The 16,066-nt window shown below is 62.0% G+C and carries 12 protein-coding genes; 7 read left to right on the plus strand and 5 right to left on the minus strand.

Annotated features, from left to right (window positions below; translation table 11 throughout):
• Positions 1–205: 205 nt before the first annotated feature.
• Positions 206–1,216, minus strand: a complete 1,011-nt coding sequence (locus tag ACILSQ_RS20365) for a transposase (protein ID WP_395745494.1) — start codon at positions 1,214–1,216, stop codon at positions 206–208.
• Between the two features lie 47 nt (positions 1,217–1,263).
• Here ACILSQ_RS20365 and ACILSQ_RS20370 point away from each other — a divergent pair, with 47 nt between their 5' ends.
• Entirely contained in the window at positions 1,264–1,557 is a 294-nt protein-coding gene (locus tag ACILSQ_RS20370) for a hypothetical protein (protein ID WP_395745495.1), read from the plus strand.
• Here the strand turns inward: ACILSQ_RS20370 and ACILSQ_RS20375 are convergent.
• From ACILSQ_RS20375 to ACILSQ_RS20390, 4 genes are all read right to left on the minus strand, one after another.
• Positions 1,538–2,164 carry a hypothetical protein gene (locus tag ACILSQ_RS20375; RefSeq protein ID WP_395745496.1) on the minus strand — a complete coding sequence of 209 codons (627 nt, stop codon included), beginning with the start codon at positions 2,162–2,164 and terminating at the stop codon, positions 1,538–1,540. The genes ACILSQ_RS20370 and ACILSQ_RS20375 overlap by 20 nt on opposite strands.
• Before the next feature lie 79 nt (positions 2,165–2,243).
• Positions 2,244–2,735, minus strand: coding sequence for an SMI1/KNR4 family protein (locus tag ACILSQ_RS20380; protein WP_395745497.1), 492 nt, complete (start codon positions 2,733–2,735; stop codon positions 2,244–2,246).
• 192 nt (positions 2,736–2,927) lie between these two features.
• Positions 2,928–3,608: a hypothetical protein gene (locus tag ACILSQ_RS20385; RefSeq protein ID WP_395745498.1), complete on the minus strand. Its 681-nt coding sequence runs from the start codon at positions 3,606–3,608 to the stop codon at positions 2,928–2,930.
• A 436-nt stretch (positions 3,609–4,044) separates the two neighbouring features.
• On the minus strand, positions 4,045–4,218 hold the full coding sequence (locus ACILSQ_RS20390) for a hypothetical protein (protein ID WP_395745499.1): 174 nt from the start codon (positions 4,216–4,218) through the stop codon (positions 4,045–4,047).
• Between the two features lie 14 nt (positions 4,219–4,232).
• Here ACILSQ_RS20390 and ACILSQ_RS20395 point away from each other — a divergent pair, with 14 nt between their 5' ends.
• The 6 genes from ACILSQ_RS20395 to ACILSQ_RS20420 are packed head-to-tail and all read left to right on the plus strand — an operon-like array spanning position 4,233 to position 16,011.
• The gene (locus ACILSQ_RS20395) at positions 4,233–7,175 is read left to right on the plus strand and encodes a hypothetical protein (protein WP_395745500.1); all 2,943 of its coding nucleotides are present in this window, start codon (positions 4,233–4,235) and stop codon (positions 7,173–7,175) included.
• A gap of 12 nt (positions 7,176–7,187) precedes the next feature.
• Positions 7,188–8,171, plus strand: a complete 984-nt coding sequence (locus ACILSQ_RS20400; protein ID WP_395745501.1) for an AAA family ATPase — start codon at positions 7,188–7,190, stop codon at positions 8,169–8,171.
• Positions 8,172–8,181: 10 nt separating this feature from the next.
• On the plus strand, positions 8,182–9,069 hold the full coding sequence (locus tag ACILSQ_RS20405; RefSeq protein WP_395745502.1) for a DUF58 domain-containing protein: 888 nt from the start codon (positions 8,182–8,184) through the stop codon (positions 9,067–9,069).
• Positions 9,066–11,069, plus strand: coding sequence for a BatA domain-containing protein (locus ACILSQ_RS20410; RefSeq protein WP_395745503.1), 2,004 nt, complete (start codon positions 9,066–9,068; stop codon positions 11,067–11,069). Before ACILSQ_RS20405 ends, ACILSQ_RS20410 begins: the two co-directional genes overlap by 4 nt.
• A complete protein-coding gene (locus tag ACILSQ_RS20415) occupies positions 11,066–13,264 on the plus strand; it encodes a hypothetical protein (RefSeq protein ID WP_395745504.1) in 2,199 nt (732 codons plus the stop codon). The genes ACILSQ_RS20410 and ACILSQ_RS20415 overlap by 4 nt, the downstream gene beginning before the upstream one ends.
• Before the next feature lie 17 nt (positions 13,265–13,281).
• On the plus strand, positions 13,282–16,011 hold the full coding sequence (locus ACILSQ_RS20420) for a hypothetical protein (protein ID WP_395745505.1): 2,730 nt from the start codon (positions 13,282–13,284) through the stop codon (positions 16,009–16,011).
• Positions 16,012–16,066 lie beyond the last annotated feature (55 nt).

Genomic DNA, 16,066 nt, shown 5'->3' on the forward strand with positions numbered 1-16,066 from the left:
GGGGCGACCGCATTTTGAGGTTGTTCCCATCCACCCATCTCGCTGCGCTCGCTGTCTGGATGGGAACAACCTCAAAATGCGGAGCACGCAGTGTAACCTATGTTCCCGGTCAGAGTGTAACCCATGTTCCAGTTCAAACCGCTGTGCGACAGCTTTCAGGAAATGGGGTCAGTGTGCAAATTTCTGACAAAATTCTGAGAGGATTTCATGTGTCTAACCGAGGTTGATTCAGGAAGTCGCGGAGGAGGCGGGGGGCTTGTCGCAAAGCTTTATTTCGATCGAAGCGGCGCAGATGCTGGCTGACGTTGGCGGCGGATTTCATCGCCAGGTGCTCTGCCAGCCAGGTTTGTGAGACGATGGTGCGCCGCCACAGCAGGTCTGCCAGCAGCAGCTTGCCGGGGTGCGATCCTTTCAGGTCTGCCAGCTCGGCGCTGTTGATTCCGGCAGCCCTGAGCCCTTGCTCCAGCCACGCCTCAGCCTGCTGCTGCCCGTGGGCTTTGACGTGGGTATCCGACTGGTAGATGCGAGATTTCGGGGCGCCCTTCTTGATGGCCGCCCCGGCCAGCCTGCGCATGGCCTCACCAAAGGCTTGACTGCCCCAATACCACCCGCGCCGCAGGTGGCTGGCCCGTGCATCCACCTCGGCGGCCTGGGGAGGGACGCCGCAGTTTTTCATCTCTTCGCTCGTCGCACGGCGGTCCAGGCGTTCGATCATCTGACGCCGGCCGGTGGTGGTGTCTGCGAGGCCAAAGGCTTTGAGGCCGCAGTCGGCGGCGAGCCACGGGGCACGCCTGGCGGGAGTGAGTGCATAGCCGCCGGCGAGGCTGCTCCAGGGGTAGTCCAGCACGCTCTGCCTCGCCTTGGGCTGGATCATCCGCGCCCGCACCGGATTGAGGTGGATGTAGTCCATCAGCGTCTGGTAGTGGTAGCGGTCGTCCCCCTCCACCACGACGGCTTTGTAACGGTCCCCAAACAGGCGGCCCCACTTGCGGTGCCGCACGTTGTAGCGGCGCGTGAGGGTGTTCTGCAGCCAGGACATGCCTGCGACCAGATTCGACTCGGGGGTCTGGAGAAAGAGGTGATAGTGGTTGCCCATGAGCACCCAGGCATGCACGCGCCAGCCGGTCACCTCGCAGGCCTGGGCAAGGGTGTGGAGAAAGAAGCGGCGGTCATCGTCATCGTGAAAGATGGGCTCCCTGCGGTTGCCCCTGGCCATGACGTGATAATACGCCCCCTGCAGACTGGATGCGAATGCTGCGTGCCATGGCCACCCGCATATCAGGAGGCGGAAATTTTGTCAAGAATTTGCACACTGCCCCGGTTTCCTCGTTTCCCATGTTGCCGGTCCAAAACGACCCTGTTTCGGGCGAATGGGCTCATTCTTTGCGTTTTTTGAGCAGTTGCCAAAGTATTATTGCGGCTGCACCAACGATGACGGACCACAAGAACCAGCGTGACTCTTTTTTGTCAAAACTGCTGGTCGTTGGTGCCGATGTGCTCTTGGCCTCAGGAGGCACGGTAGCGGTATCCTTCGACATCACCGGAACAGCCGGCTGAACCAACTGCCCAGGCGCTTCTTTTTTTTTATGCTGTAGGGCAGCAGTTCTTCCGCAGTGACTTTGGGCTTTCGATCGCTGAATGACCGAACCCAAGGACCGCCCCGGCTTTGCAACATGCCCCTGGCGTCCCCTCGGACACCTATCAATCTGTTTTTGCGGTCCTTCGCCCAAGCCGGAGTGTTTTTATCCGCGCGATAGTGAACCCAGCCGTCCGCCGTAGACTCAGTGACCGCCGCAATGATGACGCCTGCTTCATTGCCGTGTTGTTCATCGTCGATGTAAGACCACAGGGCTAAAACAATGTCTTCGGGCTGATACTGGTATTGAAATAATTTGGCATCTCCGTGCAACAGGGCGCGGTGCCAATAACTTCCATCGCCATCCCACCGCTTCTCAAACTTGACCTCAAGTGGCAGTGGAAGCTGAACAAAATCGCTCTGAATCTGGCGCAGTAGCGCATCAGTGGGCGGCGGCACCCCCTTGGGCCGCGGATTGTTCAGCCTTGAGTCATGGTCCTTACCCCAATGATCGTCAGCGTGAATGTGCAAGACGGTGGAGAGCCCTAGGCAAAGGAGGAGCAGGAGATGAGGAAAAGGTGTCTTCATGACGGATGGCTCATTGAGGTGGATGGGGTGGCTAGTGGTTTAATTTCCCGCGCTATTGGCTGGCGCGCGGGTTCATTTTTCACTTTTCTAATTCATTTGTTTCGATCCTTTTCAAGAAATTAGAAAAGCTTTCGGCAATAGGGAAATACTCCCCGCTATCAAAATAGCAGTAATATATCTTACCGTAGTCATTTCCGGAAACCTTCATGAGGTAGCCGTCATTACCTTCGCCAATTCCTATCACCCAAAAATCTGAACTGTTAATGCCACAAAACTTCAGTGTCTCTTCGTTTCCTTCCACAGCTTGAAAACTCGCTGTGGATGCGTCATGAAGCCCCATGCCACACAACCATTGAACACCAATTGCGCCATTGTCCGAAAATTGATCCGATGGATAGCGGCTTGCAACGGTATAATCGCAGTAAGGTGGCGCTAATTGACCTCCATTATTCGTCAAACAAAAATCGACATAGTCCGCAGGTGGAATGACGCATGTTTTTAAGGAGAAGCTATCAATTGAGCTGCGCTTACAAGGCGTATGTTTTATTATATATTCAATGATATGGCTCATATATTGGATTGAACGACTGGGGGAAATGGGGTCAGGAGGTGGGGGCAAAGGATGGATAAAACCACTCCACGCCTGTCTAGCCCCGGCAGCAGGCTGCAACGATCATTGAGGCTTGGCGCTCGCTTCATCGACACCCTTGCCGCACTCTGCCACGCATGAAAAGTCACGAAGAGCCATTTTTTATTTGTTCATTTAACTCCATTGCCATCGGTGAGCACTTCCTCCGTTATAGCCGATTTTTTTCATGATGGCAGCCAGGCGATAGTCGATTGTAATGTCATTGTCAGGGCCGCCTCCGTCAGTTTCGTCACCGCCACTAAAAAAAGCATCTTTAGCGCGGTTCTGAAAGAAGCTTTCTGCATGTTCTATCAACTCGTTCAAATCCTCTCCTTCATTTTTTCGCAAATGATTATAGGCCGTGTAAGTCTTAACAGCTAAAGTGGCGCGCTTGTTCTGTTTCAACTGAGCCAACCCGGTGTTCCAAGCTGATTCGTCCCAATCTCTACAGAGACCATTGCCCAGCACTGCATCCAAAAGGCGATCCGATCTTAGATCATTAATTCTTAATGTTGGCAGCGGCAAATCGACCAAAAAACTGATGACCACCGCTTTTTCGATGGGGAGATCCTTTGAGCAATTATTTTCACTAAAACTCTCGATCGTTCTCACTCCCTCAGAAAGCTGACGAACGGCCTTCTTGAATGATTCCACGGGTGACATCAGCCCACAGCGCCATCCAATAAGCCCTTGCATGACAGAAGCGTTAAAAGCTTGGCCGATATTAAGGGTCGCAAGATAATAATTTTTAGATTTCACCGCTCCATCAACGCCCTTGGAAAACAAGGCGCATTGTTGCGCAAAAAAATCAATCATTTCGTTAGGTCGCATCGCCATATTTGCTGTCCACAAATCGCGGAGACATCCGGCCACCCAAGGGGGGATTCAAATAAAATCCGCTTCGATAAAAAGAAGCAAACCTGTCCAGGCGGCCTTCCTTCACTATGGGCCGGCTCGTGAGTGAAAAAGGCCGCCAGCCATGCAAGGCAAGCGGTTGCAACCATGCATTGAGCTCCTGACCAAACGTCCGGCGGAATGGACGGCGACGCGATAGCCGGCGTGGGCGGTGGATTGCCGCTGACAAATGCAGACGAGCTCGTTCCTTTCCTCAAGTTTTCGGTGGTCTTGGTCAGTTCCGCCCTCCAAGAGGCTTGGCGGCGCCTGCCGCAGCATCGGATGGGGCAGCGCTCGCGGCGGGCTTGGCAGACTGCAATGATCATACACGCTCAGCGATGAGTTCATCGACCCCATCTTACAGCACTGACCCATCCATGAAAAATCGCAAAGAACCAATAACTGAAAGTGCGGGCATGGGCAGGCTCAACCAGGCCGCCAGCGTCCCGTCTGCCGCCTCACGCCCTGCACGATCAGCCTTTACAATCATTTCACAGAGCTTTTGATCGACAAAATTTTCTGAACTGATCATGATCCGCGAAAATCATGCGAATCAGGAAAGCGCTGCTCCACCTTGAGATTCTTGCCAGTCTCTTGTGCGCCCTGCCCATGGCAGGGACTGCTGCTGAGCTTTCCGATGCCGGCCTCCGCGCCGGTCTCACCCAGCTCGCCACACTCCTCGCTGCGGACATACCCAAGGACGCGCGCTGGGTGCTCGTCGAAAGCCAGGACGGCAGGTTCGGCATTTTCACTGAGAGGGGGGAGGACGTCTTCCGCACCGAAGGCAACACCTTCCTTTTCAATGAAAAACCAGGCGTGGAGGCACGCTTGGTGTTCCTGTCCACCGGCACCATTTACCCCGTCAGGGCCGAGGATGCCTCGGAGGAGCGGGCTCCAGCCCAGAGACGCAGCGCGCCGGAGTTCCGCGCCACCTGGAAAAATGCCGATGTCTCCAAAGACGTCCAGGCCGCCGCGGAGTGGCTGAAAAAGGAGGCCGGACGTTCCGGCGGAAAGACCGCCAGCACTCCCTCCGCCTCCATCGATGATCTCCTTCAGTTGGAGGGCAATGGCAATCCAGACCAGCTACTCATGCATCAGCAGACCGCTCTTCTCTGGGCCGCCATCCTGCAGCACACCGGCCATGAGGCGGACGCCCTCACGCTCGCACGGGCGGCCCTCACCGGGGCCGATGACACGCGCCGCAAGCTCCTGCTCGATGGCTGCTTCAATCGCCGCGCGGACCAGGGCTTTTCCCAGGCGATGGAGGACTTTGGCAAGCAGCACGACTGGAACCGCCTCGCGGAGGCGCTCAATGCCTTGCTCACCCAATTCCCCATGGGCTGGCGGCAGCGCGATGCCGTGCGGGTGCTCCATCATAAAGTCGCGGCCCGCGCCAAACTCCCCCCGGTGCCCCCGCTCCAAACCACCCGCCCTCTGGCGGAGGCAGATCAGAAAGTCCTGCTCGCCTGGCTCCAAGACCTCGAAGCCGGCAAGCAGCTCGACTACTCCCGCTGGACCCTGCCTTCGCCGGCAAAGAACAACGGCGATGATGACGAAGATGAAGACTCTGGCGGAGATTCGGACCCCTTTGCCGGGAACCCGGCACACCCAGGCCGCGCCGCTGGCTTTCCCCGCAGCCACGGCCTCGCCGCCATCCCGCTGCTGGCGGCATTGCTCGCAGACGACACCATGACCCTCGTCAATCTCAACCAGGGCAGGCATTACGGCGGATACAGCCACAGCTTCGGAGGCGCGGAGCCGGATGCAGTCACCAAGCTCCAGCAGGCCTACAAGGCCTTGCCCAAGCCCCAGACCCGCGCCCAGCTCGCCTGGCATCTGCTGCAGCGCGTCCTTCCCAGCGATCTCGTCGGCTCAGATGAAGACAATCTCGCGGAAAAAGCTCCGGATGTCCTGAGCTGGTATGCCAGCGTCAAAGACGCCACCCCCGCGGACCTCGCCCTCGCCTATTTCGAGGCCGGAGACAGCCGCGGGGACATCATTGCCCTGGCCATGACCGCGAGTGATCCCAAGAAGCTCGCCCGGCTGGAGAACCGCATGCTCGACCAGGCTCAAATCTATGACATGAGCCCCATGATCCCCTTCGTCGAAAAGCTCGGCCCGGAGAAAGGCCCCGCCTTCGTCGCCAAAGTCCGGCGCAAACTCGAGGCCGATCTCGGCCGCTACGGCAACGATGACAACGGCAGGCAGCGCAAGCAGATGGAAGCCAGTCTCAAACGCCTCGAAACCGCGGCCAAAGGCGAGAAAAAAACACCCACCATCCAGGAACTCCTTGCCGTCATGGCAGCCTATGATCAAAACGGTGACGACACAGATCAGATGGAGGTGCGGGAGGCCTTTGAAGTTTTCCCCAAGCTCATGCGCAAACTCTCCCCCGCTGAGCGCCTCGATCTCATTCTGACCGCGCTGCCCACCTTCAAATCGCCCGCCATGGGTCTCAACATGCTCAATTACGCCCTGCGTGGGGAAGGGGACGACGCCGGCAAAACACTCAAGCCCGAAGAGCGCCAGGCCCTGCTCGCGCGCACCCGTCCTCACTGGCAGAAACTCCTCGCCGCCCCCGCCAGCGACGGCGATGAAGACGAGCCGATGGGCCTGCTCATCCAGACCGTGTCCGCCCTCGAACATCTGGCCACTGGCACGGTGGAGCCGGAGGTCCTGCAGGAAACCGCCTTTCTGGGAGATCGCGGCGCGGAAATGCTCCGCCAGCGCGCCGCCGCCCTCCTCGCAGGCCAGAAGGTGGAGCCCCTGCCGGATGCCCGCGCCATCAAGTCCGAGGAGCGCCAGAAACTCCTCGCCGACTGGGGCAAAAAAACAGCGGCGGAAATCGGCCGCGACCTCGAAACCCTCCCGGCGGACCAGCTTCTGGCCCTCAACCAGACCCTCCTGCGCAGCGGCGCTTCCATACCCGCCAGTTTCCAGGAGCATGCCAGGCTCATCCAGACCGTCAAAACCAAAGGCATTTCCGATGCCGCCCCCTGGCAGGCCTGGCGTGGCAAGCCCTGGAGCAAGGAAACCCTGCTCGCTCTCGCCACACAAATCTCCACCTTCAGCGGCGGCCGGCTCATGGTGCAGCTTCAGCGCCAGTCGCCCCTTTTTGGCTTCCAGCTCCAGGTCAGCGAAGTGCCCAAGTTCACCGGCAACTGGCAGATCAAGCAGATGGCCGAGCAGTTGGAGGAAGTGCCAGAGGAGCTCGGAGAGAGCTTCCCCAAGCTCGGCAAACGCCTCTCCGCCGCCAGCTTTCAGCAGTCGCGCACCAGCACTGAATGGCTCTGGCTCGACGCCCCCAACTCCCCCAAGAACGATGCCACCGAAGGCGTCGAAGGAATGGAAGAGATGCGCGAATCAGAAAAACAGGCCTGGGAGGCGCTTGCCACCGCCACAGGCCAGGACAGAGCACTCCCCACCTCCATGACCTTCCTCAGCGCTCCCACCGCCTTGCTCGTGAAGAAAGAGAGAAAGAACGACTAACCACCTCACCCTATGCCACCACCCGTTCCACAACCCTCCTGGGAGCACGTCCTCAAGCAAGTCGCCCGTATTCGCGAAGAAACCGCCCGCGTCATCGTCGGCCAGGATGCCGTCGTGGAGCAGATGCTCACCGCCTTGCTCTGCCGCGGCCACTGCCTTCTCGTTGGTGTGCCGGGCCTGGCCAAAACACTCCTCGTTTCCACCCTCGGGAAGATCCTCGGCCTCAAATTCCAGCGCATCCAGTTCACCCCGGACCTCATGCCCACGGACATCCTGGGCAGCGAAGTGCTTCAGGAGGCAGCCGGTGGCGGCCGCACCTTCAACTTCGTCCCCGGCCCCATCTTCGCCAACCTCATCCTCGCCGACGAAATCAACCGCACCCCGCCCAAAACCCAGGCCGCCCTGCTCGAAGCCATGCAGGAAAAGCAGGTCACAGTGGCGGGTAAAACGCGCGCGCTCGAAGAGCCCTTCCTGGTCTTTGCCACGCAGAACCCCATCGAGCATGAAGGCACCTACCCATTGCCCGAGGCGCAGCTTGATCGCTTCTTCTTCGAGATCAGGCTCGACTATCCCACGCTGGCGGAAGAGGCCGAAGTGCTGGCACGCACCACGGGCAAGACCGTGGCCGCCGCCGAGGCGGTGCTGGACGCCGCCAGTCTCACCGCACTCCAGGAAGCCGTCGTCGAAGTGCCTGTGCCAGACCACGTCACGCAGGCGATCCTGCAGCTCACCCATCGTTCTCGGCCCGGCGGCGAGCTCGCCGACGACTTCATCAAAAACTACGTCGCCTGGGGCGCCGGCCCGCGTGCCTCCCAGTCTCTTGTTCGCGCCGCCCGTGCGCTCGCCCTGCTGCGCGGTCAGGCCGCCGCATCCATTGAGGAAGTCAAAGCCGTCGCGGCTCCTGTCCTGCGCCACCGCATCCTGCCCAACTACAACGCCACCGGTGATAACATCACCGTCGAACAGATCATCACGCATCTGCTGGGAAAACTTTAACCCGAAGCCCGTGGCCAGCACCTTCAAACACCTCAAGCCCGAGGACGTACGGAAGCTCAAGAACTACGAGCTCTCCGCGCGTCTGATGGTCGAGGGCTGGCTCAGCGGCCGCCACCGTTCGCGGCAGCGCGGCTCCTCCATCGAGTTCCACGAATACCGCGGCTACACGCCGGGCGATGATCCGAAGCTGGTGGACTGGCGTGTCTTTGCCCGCACGGACCGCGTGTTTTTGAAAACCTTCGAGCAGGAGACGAACATGGAGATGCACCTGTTCGTGGACAGCAGCGCCAGCATGGGATTTCCGCTGGCAGACGGCGTTACCAAGCTGGATCACGCCTCGTTCTTTGCCGCCTGCCTTGCATGGCTCGTGGTGCGGCAGACGGACAAGGTCAGCCTGCATCTTTTTGACGACCGCATTCGCGCATCGTTCCCGCTGGGCAGCACGCGTACGCATCTGCACCAGTGCCTCAGTGCGCTGGAGAACAACAAGCCGGGCAGGCAGACTTCCCTCGCAGCGGCGCTGGAGCGTTCGCTGCCGGTGCTGAACCGACGCGGCACGCTGGTGATTCTGAGTGATTTCTACGAAGACCCCGCCGCGGTGTTTAAAGCCTTGAATCCCTACATCCATCGCGGTTTTCGCATTCACCTGTTTCAAGTGCTCACACCGATGGAGCTCGACATCGGCGAAGTGGGGCTCGCGCGTTTCACGGATCTCGAAACCGGTGAGAAACTGACCATCCACAGCCAGCAGGTGCGGGAGAGCTACCGCGAGGCGGTGCGTCAGCGCATTCAGACACTGCGGACTCTCGCGGTCAACCGTCGTGTGGACTGGATGCTGGCCCGCACGGATGAGAGCTACTTCGCGCTGCTGGACCGCCTGACCCAACTCCACGGATGACCTTCTCGCTGCTCAACCCTGCGCTGCTGGCGTGCACGGCTTTGATCGCCGTGCCGCTGCTGGCGCATTTGTTTGCGAAGGCGAAGCCGCGGGAGTTTCCCTTTCCATCGCTGCAGTGGCTGCGGCAGGTGGAGCGCAAGACGACCCGGCTGAGGAAGCCCAAAGACTGGCTGCTTCTTCTCCTGCGCACGCTCATCGTTGCGGCGCTCGTGGCCGCGTTTTTGCAGCCGCTGCTTTTCAGCGGGGCGCAGCTCACAGCAGCGAATGCGCGCAAGACCATCGTGCTCGTGGTGGATCGTTCTGCATCGATGGGTTTCGTGGAGCAGGGCCAGTCGCGCTTCGTCCGTGCCATCGCCCAGACGGAGGCGGTGCTTCAAGGCGCTGGATCGCAGACCCTGGCGAATGTCATCTGGATGGATGCGGAGCCTGAGGCGGAGTTTCCGGATCCGGCGGTGAATGTGGAGGCGCTGCGGGAGGCGCTGAGGCGGGCGCAGGTGACGCAGGAGGCGGGGGAGGTGAACGAGGCGATGAGCAGCGCGATCGACCAGCTCGGACGGGGCGAGGGGGCGAAGGAGCTGTATGTGATCAGCGATTTTCAAAGCACGGCGTGGAAGCAGGCGACGCTGAACATTCCGCCGAACGTCAGGCTGTTCACGATACCGGTGGCGACGACGGAGGCCAGCAATGCGGCGCTGACGAGCCTGGTGGTGCAGCCGGAGCGCCCGGTGAGCGGGACGGAGGCGCGGGTGCTGTGCCGGGTGCGCAACTTCAGCGGTGCGGAATCAAAGACGACGGTGCAGCTCGCCTTTGCGGAAGTGCGGCAGACGCGCGCGGTGACGCTGCCCGCATGGGGGGAGGGGGTGGCGGAGTTCCGTGTGCCGTGCGGGGCGGCCGGGCTGCAGGGGATCACGGCGTCATTGCCTGAGGATGCGTTTCCAGCCGATGACCGGCGTTTTGCCACAGTGGAGATTCGCGAGAACTGGCGGGCCGCCATTGAGGGCGCGGACCTGGCGATGTGGCAGCGTGCGCTGGGATCCTTCGGCTGGCTGGATTTGAAGAGCGCGGCGCCTGATCCGGACGTGCGGCTGGCGGTGCATGCGGCCCCTGAGCGTGCGGCGGAGCTGCGTGCGGCCGCGGAGCATGGAGCCACGGTGATCTGTCAGCCCGGCGAGGACTGGAGCGGCAGCCCGTGGATGGCCTTCTGGAATGCGGGGGCGAAGGAGGCCGCGCTGAGCACGGAGCAGCGCAATCGTGACAAGGACAAACCCTGGACGATGCAGACGGTGCAGGAGGAGCATCCGCTATGGCAGGTCTTCCGCAGTGGTGAGTTTGGCGATCCGGCAGGGGGCAGCGTGTGGAAACGGCTGAATCTCAAACTCGGCTCCGAACAAACGCTGCTGCGCTACACGGATGGCGTGCCCGCGCTGGCGGCACAGCGGGCGGGCAAAGGATGGCTGGTGCTGTGGAACATCGAGCTCGATGAAAGCTTGAGCGACCGCGTGCAGCAGCCCTCTTTTCTGGTGCTGCTGGGAGAGCTTTTGCTGCACCATGGCGAGGCCGGCGGGCAGGCGGCACTGCGGCAGTTTGTACCGCCGCAAAGGGTGTTCTGGCAGCCACGGCAGCCGGTGGCCGCGGATCAGGTGCGGCTGCAGGATGATGCGGGCGCGGAGCACGCGTTTGTGCATGATGCCACGCAGTCTCCCGCCGTGTTTCGTGAGCGGGAGGTGCTGCCTCCTGGCAACTACCGATGGCTGCTCGATGGTCAGCCGGTGGAGCGTGCGAGTGTGAATTTCCCAGCCGATGCGGAGAGCGATCTACGAACGCTCGATCCCGCCTCGCTCGGCATCGGCAAATCGCTCACGCTGAGCGCGGCTGCGGCGCTGGCGGCGCAGCGCGATGGACTGCCGCTGTGGCCGTGGTGCGTGGCGGTCGCCTTGGGCGCGCTGGTTCTTGAAAGTCTGGTGGCCCGCAGCGCCATCCGTCAACCTACCCCCGCATGACCTTCGCCCCTGCCATTCCTGAACCCTGGCCCTGGATCGCCCTCGTGGTGCTGCCGGTGCTGGGTATGTGGCTGGGGTGGCGCTCCGGCATCACGCTGGGCAGGGGCATGCGGAGCGTCTGCACGCTGCTGCGGGGACTTGCTTTTGCAGCACTGGCGCTGCTGCTGCTGAATCCGGGCGAATGGAAGCAGCCGGAGCACAAGGAGGAGAAGCTGCATGCCGTGCTGCTGGACCGCAGCGCCTCGATGGCGGTGCGCGATGCAGGGGATGCCACGCGCTGGTCTGAGGGGCTTGCCATGGCGCAGGCGCTGGTGAAAGCGGGCGGGGACCAGATCAAGGCGCTGAGCTTCAGTGATGCGTTGGAGAGCGATGCGCTTAAGGCCGGTCTCAAACCGGACGGCCAGGCGAGCGCCATCGTGCACAGCGGCAATGCGTTGTTCAGCGGGGCCTCGGGGCTTGGGCGCAAGCTCGCCAGTCTGACGATCATCAGCGACGGGCATCAAACGCGCGAGGATCCGGCCGCGGAGCTGATCCTGCGTGCGCGAGCCGCGCGGATACCGCTGCATGTGGTGCCGCTGGGCGGTGACTGGGGTGGACGTGACCTGATCCTGCATGCCTCGCGGCGGCTGGTGATGGCGCTGCCGGGGAAACCGGTGGCTGTGGGGTTGACTCTTGAAAATCGCGGGCTGGGTCTCATCAGGCCGCGCGTGCAGCTCGTGGATGCCAGCGGCAAGGTGCAGGCCGAGCGGGATGTGGAGATGGACAGTGGCGCGCGGAAGAGCATCACGCTGGAAATGCCGAAGCTGGCGGGAGGCGACTACCGCATGGTGGTGGCTGCCCAGCAAGGGGAGGACATCACGCGCAACAACGAGGACCGCGTGCGCGTGCAGGAGCTGACGAGCCGCACGCGGGTGTTCATCGCGGAAGGCGCGCCCTATTGGGACAGCAAATTCCTGGCGCAGCTTTTGCGCGAGCAAGGTTTCATGGATGTGCGGGCGATCTACCGCCTCAATGATGAGCGCTATTTCCGCGTGGATGCCGGGAACTCGGAGCCGGTGGTAAGCGGAGAATCGACCTTTCCGGAAAGCGCGGAAGATTTTGCGAAGATCGATCTGGTGGTGCTCGGCAAAGGCGCGGAAGGATTTCTGGATGCGAAGCGTGTGGAGGCCCTGAAGAGCTTTGTGAGAGACCGCGGCGGTGCGCTGCTGCTGGCGCGTGGGAAATCCTATGCCGACCGGCTGGCGGAGCTGGAAGCGCTGGAGCCGGTGGAGTGGGGGACCGCGATGACAGGGGATTTCCGCTTTGAGCCCGGCAGTGTTGGCGAAGCGGCAGGCCTGTTTGGTCAGGCGCTGCCCGAAGCGCAGGATCCGCTGTGGCGGCAGCTTCCGCCGCTGAGCGATGTGGTGACGATCGCCAAGCTGAAGCCCTTCACCCAAGTGATGGCGATGGGCGTGAAACCTGCGGTGGGACGCGAGGAACGCGTGCCTCTGCTGGCGGCCCGGCACTTTGGCCGTGGCGTGGTGGTGGCGCTGAATGCGGACGGCCTGTGGAAGTGGGACTTTGATCCGCAGGCGCGCAAGCTGGGGAACATGTATGAAGAGTTCTGGACGCAACTGCTGCAATGGACCGCGAGCTATGCGGAGTTTCTTCCGGGGCAGGAGCTTTCGCTGCGGCTGGGAGAGTCAAATGTAAAGCTGGGGCGCGGCGTGCGGGCGAGCATCGGCTGGCGTGGGGGAAAGGACGTTCCGCAGCCGAAGCTGCGGGTTTATTTTGAAGGCAAGGCACTGCCGGACATTGCCGCCAGCGAGGCGGAGGGCGATGCCGAGGGGCGGCGCTCCTGGACAGCAATGCTGCAGCCGGAAACGCCGGGGACGTATCGCGTGCAGGCGTTCAATGGTGAAAAACCGGGGCCGGAGGCGGTGCTGAATGTGCTGGCGCCGCCCAGCGAGCAGGAAGCGCTGGCGGCTGATCCAGAATTTCTCAATCAACTGGCTGAAGCCACGGGCGGCAAAGCGTGGAAGGCGACGCAGGCCGGGGAGCTTGCGAAGCTTCTGCTCACACCGCCTCCGGATCAGGTGGAGGAACGGGCGCAGGCCATGTGGCATCCGTGGTGGCCGCAGTACTGGCTGCTCATTCCGCTCGTCCTGCTGCTTGCGCTGGAGTGGTGGTCACGCCGTCGTCTGGGTCTGCTGTAACTCGTTTTTAACTTCTCATGAACACCTTTGACTCTGCACTTTCCCGCTTCGCCGCCCGCTGGCGGCTGGGCCTGCTGGTGGTGGCTGTGTTGATGACGCTGGCCCTGGGCTGGCTGGTGCTGATGCTGGCGGGGGCGTTTGATTTTGTGGCGCCGCTGAGTGATGCGGCGCGGCCGGTGGTGTTTGCGGCGTGGTGCTGCGTGCTGGTGCTGCTGGCGCTGAATTTTCTGCTGCCGCTGCTGCGGCTGAGCCGCGCGAAGGCCGCCGCCCATGCGGACGCGACGCTCGGTGAACGCCATCCGGTGACGACAGCGCTGGAAGTGTCCGCACAGGAGGCGGAAGCGACACCTTTGCGGCAGTTCCTGGTGGAGAAGGCGCTGTGGCAGGGCGCGGGTGAACTCGGGGCGCTGAAATTTCCGGCCACGCTGCCGTGGCGCGGCATGCGGCGCGCGGTCTGGTTTGCGGTGTGCGTGCTGCTGCTGTTTGCGGGATTGTACGGGATGAACGCCACAGCGGTGAAAACCATTGCGGCGCGCCTGCTGCATCCCTATGCGGATGTGCCACCTTATTCGCCCCTGCGGTTTGAGGTGACGCCCGCGCGGCCCAAGGTGGTGTATGGCTCGGATGCTGAGCTGGAGGTGCGAATCACAGGTGGCACGGTGCCGGAGGGGGTGGTGCTGCTGACCCGAGAGGATGCCACGGCACCGGTGAGCACTGCGGGTGCGTTTGCAATGGGCGGCGGTCGTTTCGGCCAGCGCCTGCAACGGGTGACGCAGCCGGTGCAGATCGCCTTTGCCGCCGGCGGGGCACGCAGCCCGTGGCTGACCGTGGACGTGATGCGCCAGCCGCGGGTGGAGAGCGTGATGCTGAAGGTGATTCCGCCCGCGTACTCAAAACGTCCGGCGCGTGAGTTTGCGCTGGGCACCGCGGAGCTGGTGGCGCTGGCGGGTTCGGAGATCGAGGCGCGGGTGACGAGCAACCGGCCGCTGAGCGGAGGCGAGGTGCTGCTGACGCCGCCGCGAAGCCTGAGCCGCGACAAACCGGAAACGGTGGTGGCCCGCGCGAACGGCGGCCGGGAGGTGACGCTGCGCTGGAAGGTGAAGTCTCCCTGCCTCGTGCGGCTGGACCTGAAGGACATCACGGGAGCGAGCTCGGCGGCGCCGGTGGAACTGGAGCAGAAGATGCTGCCGGACAATCCGCCGGTGGTGTCACTGGAATCTCCGGCAGGTGTGACGCTGGCCACGCCTGAAAGCGAAGTGCCGCTGAAGGTGGAGGTGGAGGATGACCTGGGGCTGGCGCGAATCGACCTGGTGAGGAAGCTCACCGGTTTTCGTGACCGCGGCCGGCGGCTGACCGAGGACGCGGAGGAGCAGGTGTATGCGCTGGATGAGAAGCTGGAGATGAAGAAGCTCGGTGTGGAGCCTGGGCAGACGCTGGAGCTGCATGCGGAGGCGCATGATCACAACCCTTCGCTGATGGGCATCGCCAGCTCCAGCGTGGGCCGCATTCAGATCATCAGCACCGAAGACTATGCGGAGCTGATGCGCGCACGCACAACGATGAAGGAGTTTCAGGCACGGTTCAGCGCCTTGAACGAGGCCGTGGAGCAGGTGCGTGAGGCTCTGAGCAAAGAAGACCGTGCCGCGGTGCAGAAGGCCATGCAGCAGGCGCAGGAGCTGGCCGAAGCGATGGCGAAGGATTTCCAGGCCTTTGATGCGGAAAAGCAGGTGGCGGCGGAGGCGCAGAAGATCGCCGAGATGATGAAGAGCATGCAGCAGCGGCTGGCCGGCGGATCGAAGGATGACATGGAGAAGATGAAGCAGGAGCTGGGGGAGGCGGCAAAACGTACGCAGCAGATCAAGGAGAAGGGGAAGCAACTGGCGGAGATCGGCCGCGTGCTGGAGATGGCGGCGGAATTCAAGGCCATGCACGCGCAGCAGCGGCAGCTGACCAAGCAACTGGAGGAACTGGCGCACCAGATCATGCTTGGGGACATGCGCAATGCGGCGAAGCTGGACAGCCTCTCCCGCCAGCAGCAGGCGGTGCTGGACCGCTGGAAGGAATGGCTGCCGGAGCTGCGCGCCGCCGCGGAGGCGCTGCCCGCCGACCAGGCGGAGCTGAAAAAGGAGGCGCTGGATTTTGCCAATGCGGCGGATGCCGCGGGCATCCAGCGCAGCATGGAGACGGCGATGCAGCAGGCGAAGAAGGACAACACGCCGAACACGTTTGTAAACTCCCAGCTCGCGCTGGTGGGGATGGACACGCTGATGAACAGTGACAACAAGCTTTGCAAAAGCTGCAAGGGCGGGGGGATTCATTTCATGACGAAGGAGGGCATGTCCGAAACGCTGGCGCAGATGCTGGCGGGCATATGCAAACGGCGCGGCACGAAACCGGGTGACAAACCCGGGGAGGGGCCTTCCGGCGGCGATGGGGATGCTGGTGATGGCTTCAGCACGGAGGGAGACCCGATGCTGCATGCGCCGGTGTATGGACCTGACCGCATGGCGTTCGGCGGCGACAGCTCCATCACCGGGAAACATGATTCGCGAGGCAGAAGCGGGCAGGGCAAAACGATGGTGACGCCTGAGCGCGCCAACACGATTTCCACCGAGGCCACGCGCACTGCCGCGAAGAGGCAGATATCGCTGCGCGATGTACCGGAGCGGTATCGCGAGGCGGTGCGCAAATTTTACGGAGAAGACGCGGTGATGGAGACTTCAAACGCCAGGGGGGCAAAGCCATGAACACAAAAATGACGAATGACGAATGCGGAATGACGAATGACAGAGGCATGGGAAG

This window comes from Prosthecobacter sp., from assembly GCF_044227185.1.
Lineage (GTDB): Bacteria > Verrucomicrobiota > Verrucomicrobiia > Verrucomicrobiales > Verrucomicrobiaceae > Prosthecobacter.